Genomic DNA, 12204 nt, shown 5'->3' on the forward strand with positions numbered 1-12204 from the left:
CGCACGGTTTTCGATTATAAGGCGAAAACCGGAGACAGGTCCAGGAGGGCCAGACGATGACGAGCACCCTGCAGAACGATCTGACCCCGTACGGCGGAGTTGTCGCCGACGCCGCTTGGGCGGAGGAGGTGCGGAGCCTCGCCCGCAAGCGCGACGCCGTCCTGCTCGCGCACAACTACCAGGTCCCCGAGATCCAGGACATCGCCGACTTCACCGGCGATTCCCTCGCGCTCAGCCGTATCGCGGCGAGCAGCGACGCGTCCACCATCGTCTTCTGCGGCGTGCACTTCATGGCCGAGACGGCGAAGATCCTGGCGCCGGAGAAGACGGTCCTGATCCCGGACGCGCGAGCGGGCTGCTCGCTCGCGGACTCGATCACCGGCGACCAGCTGCGCGCCTGGAAGGCCGAGCACCCCGGCGCCGTCGTCGTCTCGTATGTGAACACCACGGCCGAGGTCAAGGCGGAGACCGACATCTGCTGCACCTCGTCGAACGCTGTCGACGTGGTCGCCTCCATTCCCGCTGACCAGGAGGTTCTGTTCCTGCCGGACCAGTTCCTCGGCGCACACGTCAAGCGGGTGACCGGCCGGGAGAACATGCACATCTGGGCGGGTGAGTGCCACGTGCACGCCGGGATCAACGGCGCGGAGCTGGCCGAGCGGGCCGCGGAGAACCCGGACGCCGACCTGTTCATCCACCCGGAATGCGGCTGCGCGACGTCGGCGCTGTACCTGGCGGGCGAGGGCGCGGTCGCCCCCGAGCGGGTCAAGATCCTCTCGACCGGCGACATGGTCCACGCCGCCCGTGACACCAAGGCGAAGTCGGTGCTCGTCGCCACCGAGATCGGGATGATCCACCAGCTGCGCAAGGCCGCGCCGGAGATCGACTTCCGCGCCGTGAACGACCGGGCGTCCTGCCGGTACATGAAGATGATCACGCCCGCCGCCCTGTTGCGGTCGCTGCGCGAGGGTGCCGACGAGGTCCACGTCGACGTCGAGACCGCCGCCCGTGCCCGCGCTTCCGTGCAGCGCATGATCGAGATCGGGCAGCCTGGCGGCGGAGAATGACCGACCCGGTTACCGCCCTTCAGGCGAAAACCCTCCCCGTGTGGGAGGCCGCCGCCGATCTCGTGGTGATCGGCAGCGGGGTCGCCGGGCTCACCGCCGCGCTGCGCGCGCGGGAGCTCGGGCTGCACGTCCTGGTGGTCACCAAGGCGGCGGTCTCCGACGGGAACACCCGCTGGGCGCAGGGCGGGGTCGCGGTCGTGCTGGAGGGTGAGCACGAGCGAGGCGACTCCGTCGGCAAGCACGCGGCCGACACGCTCACCGCGGGCGCCGGGCTATGCGACGAGGACGCGGTCCGATCGATCATCGCCGGTGGCCCGGCCGCGGTGGCCAGGTTGCGGGCGGAGGGCGCCCGCTTCGACCCGGCCGTCGAAGGCCGTGACGAACTGGCGCGCACTCGCGAAGGTGGCCACAGCGCTTTCCGTGTCATCCACGCCGGTGGCGACGCGACCGGCGCGGAGGTCGAGCGGACGCTGGTCGCGAAGGCCGGTGACCGGCGGATCCCGGTGCTGGAGCACCACATCGCCGTCGACGCGATCCGCACGCCCGCGGGCGAGGTCGTCGGCGTGACCGTCCTGGACCACAACGGTGTGCCCGGCGCCGTCCGGGCGCAGGCGGTACTGCTGGCCAGTGGCGGGCTGGGGCAGCTCTATCAGGCGACGTCGAATCCGGAGATCGCCACGGGGGACGGGCTCGCGCTCGCGTTGCGCGCGGGGGCGCAGGTCGCGGACGTCGAGTTCGTCCAGTTCCACCCCACGGTCCTGTTCACGCCCGGCGCGCGCGGCCGCCTCCCGCTGGTCACCGAGGCGGTGCGCGGCGAGGGCGCGACCCTGCACGACGCGACGGGCGCCTCGGTCATGCGCGGGGTGCATCCGCTCGGTGATCTCGCGCCCCGCGACGTCGTATCGGCGGCGATCACGCGCCGGATGGTGCAGGCGCCCGGCGGTATCGACGACCACGTTTTCCTCGACGCGACAGGGATCTCCGGGTTCGCCAAGCGATTCCCGACCGTGCACGCGGCGTGCTCGGCGATCGGGCTGGATCCGGCGAAGGACCCGATCCCGGTCACGCCGGCTGCGCATTTCGCCTGCGGCGGTGTGGTGACCACTGTGGACGGACGTTCCGGTGTCCGCGGTCTCTACGCGGCGGGCGAGGTCGCGAGGACGGGCCTGCACGGCGCGAATCGCTTGGCCTCCAACAGTTTGCTCGAAGGACTCGTCGTCGGGCAGCGAGTGGCGGAGGCGGTCGCCATCGATCTCGCCGCCGGCTTGCTCGCCGACCCGCGCCGCGGTGTGCTCCTGCCTCCGGCGAAAGTCGCGGTGGCCGACCGTGACGCGCTGCAGCGTGCGATGAGCCGCTACGCCGCGATCGGCCGGGACGCCGAAGGACTTTCGGTCGTCGGTTCGGTGCTGGATCTTTCGGTGATCGAGAGTCCTTTGTGGACGCCTCGGATCGTGGAGGACGCGGCGCTCACCCTGGTGGCGGAGGCCTTGGTCGCGGCGGCCGCGCGCCGGACGGAATCCCGCGGCTGCCACGTGCGGACCGATTTCCCCGAACGTGACGACAACGTCTGGCAACGCGGCCAGCTCATCCGGCTCAGCCCGTCCGGGCAGCCGGTGCTGGCCGATCCGATCGCTTTGGAGGGTGTGGCATGAGCGAATTCTCCCCGTGGGTCACCAAGGCGCTGGCCGATCACGGTCTCGACGTCCCCGATGTGCACCGTGTCGTCTCCACGGCCTTGGCCGAGGATCTGCGGTACGGGCCCGACGCGACGACGAACGCCACCGTGCCAGAGTCCGCGACCGCGCTGGCCGAGCTCACGCCGAGGACGGCCGGGGTGGTCGCCGGGATCCCGGTGGCGCTGGCGGTGTTCGACGTCGTGCTCGGTTCGGAGCTGGAGATCCTGGCCGCCCGCGACGACGGCGACCGGCTGACCGCCGGCGAACCCGCGCTGGTGCTCCGCGGTCCGGTGCGTGGCCTGCTCACCGCCGAACGCACCGCGCTGAACCTGCTGTGCCATCTGTCCGGCATCGCCTCCGCGACCGCCGCCTGGGTTAACGCCGTGGAGGGAACCGGTTGCCGGGTCAGGGATTCGCGCAAGACCCTGCCCGGGCTGCGGTTGCTGGAGAAGTACGCGGTCCGCGCCGGCGGCGGGGTGAACCACCGGCTCGGCCTCGGTGACGCCGTGCTGATCAAGGACAACCACGTGGTCGCGGCCGGTTCGGTGACCGCGGCGCTCGCCGCCGCCCGTGAGCACGCGCCCGAACTGCACTGCGAGGTCGAGGTCGACGACCTCGACCAGTTGGAAGAGGCGCTCGCCGCGGGAGCCGACGAGGTGCTGCTGGACAACTTCACGCCCGACGAATGCGCGAAGGCCGTCGACAGGCGCGACGAGGTTTCGCCGAAGACCCGGCTGGAATCCTCGGGCGGCCTGCGGCTGGACGTGGCGCGGGCGTACGCGGAGTCCGGTGTGGATTTCCTCGCCGTCGGCGCACTCACCCATTCCTCACCCGCGCTCGACCTCGGGATGGACCTCCGCTGACCTTCGACAGTAGAATTCCCTTGTGTGACAAGGGGATTCTGGAGGAATGGTGGGCTTTGCCGGTAAAACTGCCGTCGCGGGATGCGTCGCTTTCATGGCATCGCTCGGCATCGGAGTCCCGGCGACGGCGGTCGCCGAGCAGTGCGCGAATCCGACGGGTACCTACACCGCCGCCGTTCCGTGGGGACAGCGGCTGATCGACCCCGTGCGGATCTGGCCGCTGTCGCGCGGCACCGGCCAGCTGGTCGCGGTGATCGGCACCGGGGTCGACGGCGGCAACGGCCAGTTCGCGTCCGGTCAGCTCGTCGGCGGCCAGGGCACCACGGCCGACGACTGCGACGGCCGGGGCACGATCGCCGCCGGGATCGTCAGCGCGCAACCGGATCCGTCCACGACGTTCACCGGAATCGCGCCCGGCGCCAAGATCCTGCCGATCCGCTACACGCAGGTGAACGGCGGCGGCGATCCCGGGCAGCTCGCGTCCGCCATCGAAACCGCGCTGAACCGCGGCGCCGGGATCATCCTGATCGCCGTCCCCGCGGCCGCCGACAGTCCCGCGCTGACCGGCGCCGTCTCGCGCGCCAGGGAGAAAGGCGCGCTGATCATCTCTCCCGCCGCGGGGACACAGCAGGGCCAGACGTCCTACCCGACCGCGACGCCAGGGGTGCTCGCCGTGGGGTCGACGAACCAGACCGGTGCGGCGGTGCAGACGGAATCCGGTTCGTACGTGGGGATTTCCGCGCCCGGCGCCGAACTGGTCAGCACCTCCGCCGGCGCGGGCGGGACGGTGGCGCACCGGTGGCCGGTGAGCGACCCGAGCCTGGCCGCCGCGCACGTCGCCGGTGTCGCCGCGCTCGTGCGCGCGTATCACCCGGAGCTGTCGCCGGAGCAGGTCGTCGCCCGGCTGACGCTGACCGCGCACCGTGGTCCGGGCGGCGGTCACGATCCCCGGCGGGGCTGGGGCGCGATCGACGCCTACGCCGCCGTTTCCGCCTCGATCCCGGCCGGTACACCCGGCCCGGGCGGTCCGCCGAGCGTCGCTCCGGACACCTTCGTCGTCCCCGCCGCCGCGCCCGCCCGAGCCAACGCGGACAAGGTTTCCGGCGTACTCGCCATCGCCGGGGTGGCCGCGGCCATCGCGGCGGGCGTGGTGGTGGCCGCGGTCCGGCGGGGCAAACGCCGGGGCTGGAAGCCTTCACGATTTCGCGCCTCGTGAGCGGCAGCGGTGTACTGGGGGACACCGCCACCGCTCACGAGGTCTTTTCGCGACCCCCTGGGGGTAAGTGTCCTGCGTCGGAAATCCGGCACGTGTCCCGGCAGAAACCTGGATCCACCGATCTACGCGCCGCATTTCCGACGCAGGACACTAGGGGACGACGGGTACGCAGGCCGTCGAGCCCACGATGGCCACGCCGTCGCCGACGCGGGAGACGTGCACGTTGAAGTCGGCGCCGTCGCGGCTGAACTGTGCGATCAGCTCACGCGGGTTGCTGCGGTCGCGTGTCCGCCAGCCCTGGTTTTCCATCAGGGGCAGGACGACGTCGACGAGGGTGCGGACCGCGTCGGACGCGTCGTCCACGCGGAGGCCGTACTGCCAGCACAGCGACCGGCCCGGCTGAGCCGGGTCGCAGTCCAGTTCGCCTTCCACGGTGCGCTCCGCGGCGGTGCCGAAGGTGCCCGCGACGCCGTCGATGACCGCTGCCAGATCTTCGGCCAGCGGGTCGAGCGCGGTGTTCGTGGTGATCATGACAAACCCTTCACAAGCCTCGTCCGACGCCTTCGATGGCCATCTCGCGCAGCGAGCCGCCGGTGAAGCCCTCGTGCGTGACCGCGCCGCCGGTGAGCACACCGTAGATGTTGTTCCACGAATCGGAACCCGGCTTCAGAACACCGCTATGGGAATCGAAGCCCCACTGCAGGTCGCCGTTCGCGTCGCGGCCGGTTTCCAGTTCGACGACGCCGGGGAAGCGGTCGGGGTCCGCTCCGTGCCCGGCGCCGAGCCATTCGAAGAGGCCCGCGTTGCCCTGCGCGACCACGATCGGGTCGAAGGGGGCCGTCATGGAGTACCGCTGCACACCGGCCTGGCTGGCCGGGAGGTCGTCCGGGCCCCATATCCCGTGTCCCATCCCCGCGGACTCGACGTGCAGCACCTGGTCGGCCCTGAGCCCGAGCTGCTCGGCGAGCCCCACGGTCGCGCCGCCGTAGCTGTGCCCGACGGCGGTGACCACGACGCCCGGTCCGGCGTGGCTGTCGATCTGGCCGCGCAGTTCGTCGCCGAACGCCTTGAGCTCGGGCGCCATCGTCTGCGCGTAGTGCGCGGCCGGCCCTTCGGTGATGACGTTCTGCGGGAAGACCCCGTCGGCCCAGACCACCATCGCGGTCCGTCCGGTGGCGTCCGCGGCGACCAGGCTCTTGCCGAGGTCGGCGTAGCTCTGGAAGTTGTCGAACGAGGTGTTGACGCCGGGGACGAACAACCCGACGTTGCGCGTGCCCGGTTCGATGCGGCCGACCAGTTCGGCGATGCGCCCGTTTCCGGACGGATCGAACCGCAGGATCTGCCGGTCGTTGGCGAGGATGTCCTCGTACAGCGCGATCCGGGTGCGCGCGCTCGCGATGTCGTCGGCTTTCCCGCCGTGCGCGAGGAGGTTCGCGAGCCGCTCGCGTTCGGAGGTCAGCGCGTCGGTGACCTTCGTGCGGTTCTCGGCGATCGCGGTGGCCCAGGAACCGGTGTCGGCCGCGCCGCCGACGCCGGACGGATTCCCGGCCTTGGGCAACGGGTTCTCCGGCATCAGCGACCGGTACGAGGCGGCGACCTGGACGTCGGCGCGCCGGTAACCGCCACCCGCGGAGGTGAGGCCTTGGTGGATCACCGTCGCCTTGGTGATCTGGCCGTCGAGTTTGCCCGCGACGTCCTTGATGCTCTTGGTGTACGTGGCCGAAGCTGCGCTGGAAGCCGAAACCTGGCCGAACGCGGCGGCGGGGACGTTCTCACCCGCCAGCGCGGTCTGCGCGGTCTTGAGCACGCCGGCACGCTGTTCGAGTTCCGCCGCCGCCGCTTCGAGCCTGGTGGGGGCGACTCGGTAACCGCCCGCACTGGATGCCATCACCGAGCCGCCTCTCCTGGTCGGAAAAGATCAGTACTGTTCGGGTTCTTCGCCGAGTACGGCGGGAGCGACCGGGGACGACTGGCCCCAGACGTTCTCGGTCTCCACGAGCCACGGCGGGATGCGCCGTCCGGAACCCATGTCGCCGCCCGCGCCCATGCCCATCGGCATCATGGGCATCATCGGCATCGCGCCCTTGGCCGCCGCCGCGCCCGCCGCACCGGCGGCCCCGCCCGCGAGCCCGCTCATCGCGCTGCCCGAGCCGCCGTCGCCCGCCAGACCGGAGAACGCGGCAGGCACCTCGCCGGGACCGGAGACCCCGCCGCCGCCGGCGCCGATCGCGCCGCCGTCCAGCGAAGGCGCGCCGCCACCGCCGATCGGGATGCCGCCGCCGGCACCGCCCGCGGTCGCGCCCGCCCCACCGGCGCCGCCGCCGACGACCTCGCCGTCCTTCTTCTCGTCCTTGGGGTTCTTGCCGTTGGCCCAGCCCGGCACCCGCGGCATGATCGAGCCGAACCGGCCGAAAGCGGCGGCCGAGGCCGCGGCGAGACCGGCGGTGAACATGTCGCCGAACAACGGATTCGACTTGGGGACCTGACCCGGCTGCCCGGTGGTGGGCGGCGTGGAGCCGTCCGAAGGCAGCGGATGCGTGTTGTCGCCCGGCACCACACCGACACCGGGCGTGCCGCCGATGTTGTTGCCGACCGAGCCACCCGGGGCGGTGCCGCCACCGGTGACCGGCGGCGGCGTGACGGCGTTCGGCGAGGCCGGAATGGACTCTTCCGCCGTCGAGTACTCGCCCGCGAGCTGGGTCATCACCACGATGGCCTTGCTGTGCGCCGCGCTGGCCGCGCCCGCGGCCTGTTGCTGCGCTTCGACGTTCGCGATGGCCTGCTGCCGTTGCTGCGCCGCGTTGATGATCGTCGCCTGCGACGCATCCGGCGGCAGCAGCGGCGGATTGACGGCCAGCGCGAGATCGGCGGGGGCGACGTCGGGCACCGCGACCGGCGGCGGCATCTCCTTCTTGGCCTTCACCAGCGCGTCCGCCGCGTCCTCGAGGAGGTTGTTCATCGCATGCGCGGTCTGGGCGACCTTGCGGATGCCACCGACCAGGTCGGTGATCATCGTGTGGTACTTGTCGGCGGCGCCGCCGGTCCAGCTGCCGGAGAAGTCCTTCAGCTCACCGGTCAGGTTCTCGGCCTGTTCGAACAGGCCGGAGCCGGTGGACTGCCATTTGTGGGCCGCGTGACGCGCCGTGTTCGGGTCGCCCGACTGCAGCATCGCGTAGAGCTGCTGGTGCGAGTACGCGGCGAAGTTCGTGTGCGCGGTCTCGGTCATCCCTTGTTCCCCCCGCCGTTCGAGCCGCTGTTACCGCCCAGCACGCCCCCGAGGACGTTGAGCAGCGGATCGAGCAGCCCGGTCTGCTGACTCGAGTGGTTCATGTCGCCCGCCACCGAATCGTCGGCCGCCGCGTAGCCGTCGGCGACGGTCGTGGTGACGTCCTGCGCGAAGGTGATCGCGCCCTTGACCTGGTCCAGCAGCCCCTGCATCTCGGCGACGGCCGCCTGGTGCGCCTTGTTGAGTGAACCCGCCTCCCCGAACTCGCCGAACAGCAGCGGCTGTTCGCTCAGGGTCAGCAGGAAGTCGTTCGGCTTGGACATCGCGTGGATCTGGGTCTCCAGTTCCCGCACGAAGTCCTTCAGTGATTCCAGATGGACGTAGTACGACTGGTCTTGCATTGATCCCGGCTCTCTCGTGAACGGCCACGCCGACAAGGGGACGACAACGCGCAAAGCCGGCCGGCCGGTGCCGAGGGGGTGAAAGCACCGGCCGGCCGACGGATGGGGGGTCAGCCGGCGAACAGGCCCTGGTTACGGTTCTCCAGGCTGTGCTGGAGATCGTGGGCGTCGCCGACCTTGCCACCGAACTGCGCGATGATCGCCACGATGTCCGCGGTGGCCTGGCGCAGGCGGGTTTCAGACGCACGGGCCGCTTCACCGGCGGAGCTGCCGGAGGCGTACCAGGTCTGGGTGATCGGCTGCAGGTTCGTGTGCAGCTGTTCGAGCTGGGACGTGAGCGCCTTGGCCTTGGCGGCCAGCGAGGCCGAGCTGTGCTGCAGCGCGGCGAAGTTGATTTCGACGACGTCAGCCATGATTGGTGGTCCTCTCGCGGATCAAGGGTTGAGCCGGTGGAACACGGTCTGGTCGACGGTTCCGCTGACCCCGGTCAGGCTTTCCCGGACCTGCTCGTCACCCGAGTTGTAGTTCCGGTTGCTCTCGTGCACGAGGCGCGACATCGTGTTGAGCTCGTTCACGGCGATGGTCATCTTCTCCTGCAGACGGCGCTGCAGATCCCAGAACGCGACCGCCTGGTCACCCTTGTAGTTGTGCAGGGTCTGGGTCAGCTCGCTCTCCAAGCTGGCCATCGTGGTCTTGGCGTTCGACGCGGTTTCCTCGAACCCCTGGACGGCGCGCGCCATCGCAGCTGCGTCTGCCTGATATCCCGTACCGGTCATTGATGGGCCACCTCCTCTCATCTCGCTGGAAATCCCGGTGAGCACCAGGGGACGCCCTGTCTGCTCTTGTGAAGGACACGCTAGAAAACAGGGGAGTCCGGTCAAACGGCACAACTGCCGGTCGCGGTGACGGCACTATTACCCACAGGTCGTCGGTAGGGCCTTCCCCACCATCGATCAGGGGGAGTACTCCAGTGTCCGGACCGGTGCCTCCCGGCACCCTCGAATCCATGGTGGACAAGGGTTCCAGGACAGTACTGCATCGGCCGCTGATGATCTTGGCGGCGGCGATGGCGGTGCTCGGGGTGATCGCGCTCGGCGGTCTCGTTTTCGACGATCGCAGCCTCGTCAACGCACCCATCTGGCTCAAACCGCTCAAGTTCACGATTTCCGTGGGGCTCTACGCGGTGACCCTGGCCTGGCTGATCGGGCAGCTCACACGGGGCAAACGGCTCGGCTGGTGGCTCGGGACGGTGTTCGCGGCCGGCCTCGGCATGGACATGGCGCTGCTGTTCTGGCAGGTCATCGTCCGCGGCAGGACACTCCACTTCAACCAGGCGACCCCGGCCGATCAGTGGATCAACAACATGGTCGCGAACGGCGCCTTCACCGGATGGGCAGCGACGGCGGCCATCGCGGTTCTCCTGCTGTTCCAACGTCTTCCCGACCGGGCGATGAACTCCGCGTTGCGCGCGGGTGCCGCGTTGTCCGTCGCCGGCATCGGGATCGCGCTGCTGATGTTCGGGGCGAACGAACAGCAGAAAGCCCAGTTCCGCTCCGGCGAACGGCCGTCGATCGTCGGTGCCCACGCGGTCGGCGTGCCCGACGGCGGCCCGGGGCTGCCGGTGCTGGGCTGGAGCACCGTGGGCGGGGACATGCGGATCCCGCACTTCTTCGGCATCCACGCGATCCAGGTGCTGCCACTGCTCGCTTTCGGGCTGCTCAAGCTCGCCAGGCGGTATCCGGTGCTGGAATCGGAGTTCGTGCGGCGGAATCTGGTCCGGACCGCTTCGGTGGGCTTCGCGGGGCTGCTGGTGCTGCTCACCTGGCAGGCTCAGCGCGGGCAGTCCATCGTGCACCCCGATTTCTGGACGCTGGTCGCGGGCGCGGGGATCATCGCCGTCGTGGGTGCCGGGTCGGCGCTTTCGCTCCGGACGAGGCGGCCGATGCATCAGCTGCGGTGAACCTCCGCGAAATCCAGTCGGGACTTCCTTCGGGATCGGATAGCTTCCGGTTGATGAAGGGGGTAGGCGTGTACAAGACACGTACATTTCGGCGGTTTTCGGGCGTGGCGTTCACCGCCGCGGTAGTGCTGATCGGCGGGACGGCTTGTTCGTCGGCTTCGCCGGACACGGGGGCTTCGGCGGCACCGGAGTCCTTCGGCCCGGCGGGATATCGCGGGCTGACGCCAGGGATGGCCAAGGACGCCGCGTTGGCGGGCGGGAAGCTCGCCACGGCACCGACGTCCACTTTGGATGGTTGCGCCGACTTTTCCTACGCGGGCGGCCCGGCACCCGACCCGGCGCGGATGAAGGCGGAGGCCGACGCCGAGACCAAGGCCAAGGAACTGAACAAGAAGGCCGACGAACTCCAGGCCGATCCGAAGCCGGGCGCCTCCGCCGAGGAGAGCGCCAAGGCGGCGGAGAAGTCCGCCAACGACACCCGGTTGTTCGCCGACGCCGCTCAGGCGTCCGCTGATCTGGCGGGCAAGCGGGAGGAACGCGACAAGGCCTTCGTGGCCGCCGGTGGTGCCTCGTTCGGCAAGGACGGGCTGCGTGAACTCGCGGCTCCTGCGGACGCGAAGACGGCGGAAGGGATCGGTGCCGGTTCGTCACTGGCCGAACTCAAGGCGGCCTACGACGCCAAGGGTTTGAAGATCGGCGACAACGGCCGGTTCCAGGTTTCTGTCGACGGAAAGCCGGGCTGGGTCTACGAGTTCACCGTCGACGGGGAGAAGGTCGGCTCGGTGTCGATGATCGACCCGAAGTCGAAGTGCGCCTGAGCCATCCGGTTCTCGGGCAGGGCGAAGGGCCGTTCGTTTCCGAACGGCCCCTTGCCCGTCTTCTCAGACTCCCGCGGTGGTGCGGATCCAGTCGCGGCTCGCCGCGACGCTGGCGTAGTTCTGGGTGCCCTGCGGGTTCGTGCCGGAGTTGCTGCCGGTCGAGCAGACGCCGACCTGGACGCCGTTCGAAAGCTGCGGGCCGCCCGAGTCGCCGTGCCAAGCCGAACCGTTGACGCCGACGCTGGCGATGGCCTGGCCGCCGTACGCGTCGCTGCTGGTGCCGGTGATGCGGACGTTGGCCGTCTTCAGGACGCTCGACGGCGGGTTGGTGCCCTGGGTGCGGCCCCAGCCGTAGATCTGGTTCGTGGTGCCGTTGGCCGGGTTCGCGGTGCCGAGCTTCATATAGGTCGTGCTGACCGCGGTGGTGAGGTGCAGCAGGGCGATGTCGCCGCTCGGGGCCGCCTTCTGCTGGTCGACGTCGGCCTCGGTGCCCTGGTTCAGGTTGACGTTGCCGACCTTGACGTGCATGCCGGGCTTGTTGAGGCAGTGCTTCGCGGTGAGGACCCACTGCGGGGCGATGATCGTGCCGGAGCAGTTGAAGCCGCCGAACACGGTGGCGTCGTCCCAGTAGATCTGGGCGCCCCACGGCGCGGAACTCACGGTGCCGCCGCCGATGATGTCCTGGCCCGCGTTCGCGGCGGGGGTGGCGGCAAGGGTCAGCGCCGCGGCGGCGCTCGCCACCGTTGCGACGATTTTGGACATACGCATGAATACGCCCTTCGGCCTGCGTCGAGGAGTTCGCTTCGAGTTGAAACGGTTTCACCAAGTTAGGCGGCGGTAAGGGTTTTAGTAACCTACCGAAGTCGGTAGACGATGCGAGGAAAGTAGTGGGCCGTCCGGGTGGGTCTCCTTGGGAAAAGCAAGTTCTGCGCGCATTTCAGAATTGGGTGGATACTGCCCTTTGCCGTGGACGTCCG

At 69.9% G+C, this 12204-nt stretch carries 13 protein-coding genes; 6 read left to right on the forward strand and 7 right to left on the reverse strand.

The annotated features are described in order from the left end of the window. Nucleotides 1-56: 56 nt before the first annotated feature. The 4 genes from nadA to ACLJO0_RS39020 are packed head-to-tail and all read left to right on the forward strand — an operon-like array spanning nt 57 to nt 4822. The gene (gene nadA, locus ACLJO0_RS39005) at nt 57-1067 is read left to right on the forward strand and encodes a quinolinate synthase NadA (protein WP_396560649.1); all 1011 of its coding nucleotides are present in this window, start codon (nt 57-59) and stop codon (nt 1065-1067) included. Further along, complete coding sequence (locus tag ACLJO0_RS39010; RefSeq protein ID WP_410584645.1) at nt 1064-2719, forward strand: L-aspartate oxidase; 1656 nt, start codon at nt 1064-1066, stop codon at nt 2717-2719. The genes nadA and ACLJO0_RS39010 overlap by 4 nt, the downstream gene beginning before the upstream one ends. Then, nucleotides 2716-3606, forward strand: a complete 891-nt coding sequence (gene nadC / locus ACLJO0_RS39015) for a carboxylating nicotinate-nucleotide diphosphorylase (protein WP_410584647.1) — start codon at nt 2716-2718, stop codon at nt 3604-3606. The genes ACLJO0_RS39010 and nadC overlap by 4 nt, the downstream gene beginning before the upstream one ends. A 46-nt stretch (nt 3607-3652) precedes the next feature. Continuing rightward, nucleotides 3653-4822, forward strand: coding sequence for a S8 family serine peptidase (locus ACLJO0_RS39020; protein WP_410584649.1), 1170 nt, complete (start codon nt 3653-3655; stop codon nt 4820-4822). 150 nt (nt 4823-4972) lie between these two features. On the opposite strand, the gene ACLJO0_RS39025 is transcribed toward ACLJO0_RS39020, so the two are convergent. From ACLJO0_RS39025 to ACLJO0_RS39050, 6 genes are all read right to left on the reverse strand, one after another. Further along, nucleotides 4973-5353 (reverse strand): hypothetical protein, encoded by a 381-nt coding sequence (locus tag ACLJO0_RS39025; RefSeq protein ID WP_410584651.1) that lies wholly within the window; start codon nt 5351-5353, stop codon nt 4973-4975. 10 nt (nt 5354-5363) lie between these two features. Continuing rightward, nucleotides 5364-6710 (reverse strand): alpha/beta hydrolase, encoded by a 1347-nt coding sequence (locus ACLJO0_RS39030; RefSeq protein WP_410585014.1) that lies wholly within the window; start codon nt 6708-6710, stop codon nt 5364-5366. A 30-nt stretch (nt 6711-6740) separates the two neighbouring features. Beyond that, on the reverse strand, nt 6741-8048 hold the full coding sequence (locus ACLJO0_RS39035; protein WP_410584653.1) for a WXG100 family type VII secretion target: 1308 nt from the start codon (nt 8046-8048) through the stop codon (nt 6741-6743). After that, nucleotides 8045-8449, reverse strand: a complete 405-nt coding sequence (locus ACLJO0_RS39040) for a hypothetical protein (protein ID WP_038510253.1) — start codon at nt 8447-8449, stop codon at nt 8045-8047. Before ACLJO0_RS39040 ends, ACLJO0_RS39035 begins: the two co-directional genes overlap by 4 nt. Nucleotides 8450-8559: 110 nt before the next feature. After that, a complete protein-coding gene (locus ACLJO0_RS39045; RefSeq protein ID WP_005155348.1) occupies nt 8560-8862 on the reverse strand; it encodes a hypothetical protein in 303 nt (100 codons plus the stop codon). Nucleotides 8863-8883: 21 nt separating this feature from the next. Then, a complete protein-coding gene (locus ACLJO0_RS39050) occupies nt 8884-9225 on the reverse strand; it encodes a WXG100 family type VII secretion target (protein ID WP_125787887.1) in 342 nt (113 codons plus the stop codon). A gap of 230 nt (nt 9226-9455) precedes the next feature. Here ACLJO0_RS39050 and ACLJO0_RS39055 point away from each other — a divergent pair, with 230 nt between their 5' ends. Together ACLJO0_RS39055 and ACLJO0_RS39060 are read left to right on the forward strand one after the other, a co-directional pair. Then, entirely contained in the window at nt 9456-10409 is a 954-nt protein-coding gene (locus ACLJO0_RS39055) for a hypothetical protein (protein ID WP_410585016.1), read from the forward strand. Nucleotides 10410-10477: 68 nt separating this feature from the next. After that, nucleotides 10478-11227, forward strand: coding sequence for a hypothetical protein (locus ACLJO0_RS39060; RefSeq protein ID WP_410584655.1), 750 nt, complete (start codon nt 10478-10480; stop codon nt 11225-11227). Between the two features lie 63 nt (nt 11228-11290). On the opposite strand, the gene ACLJO0_RS39065 is transcribed toward ACLJO0_RS39060, so the two are convergent. Beyond that, nucleotides 11291-11995 carry a S1 family peptidase gene (locus tag ACLJO0_RS39065; protein ID WP_410584656.1) on the reverse strand — a complete coding sequence of 235 codons (705 nt, stop codon included), beginning with the start codon at nt 11993-11995 and terminating at the stop codon, nt 11291-11293. Nucleotides 11996-12204: the final 209 nt, after the last annotated feature.

It is taken from the genome of Amycolatopsis sp. lyj-108 (assembly GCF_046549005.1).
Taxonomy (GTDB): Bacteria; Actinomycetota; Actinomycetes; order Mycobacteriales; family Pseudonocardiaceae; genus Amycolatopsis.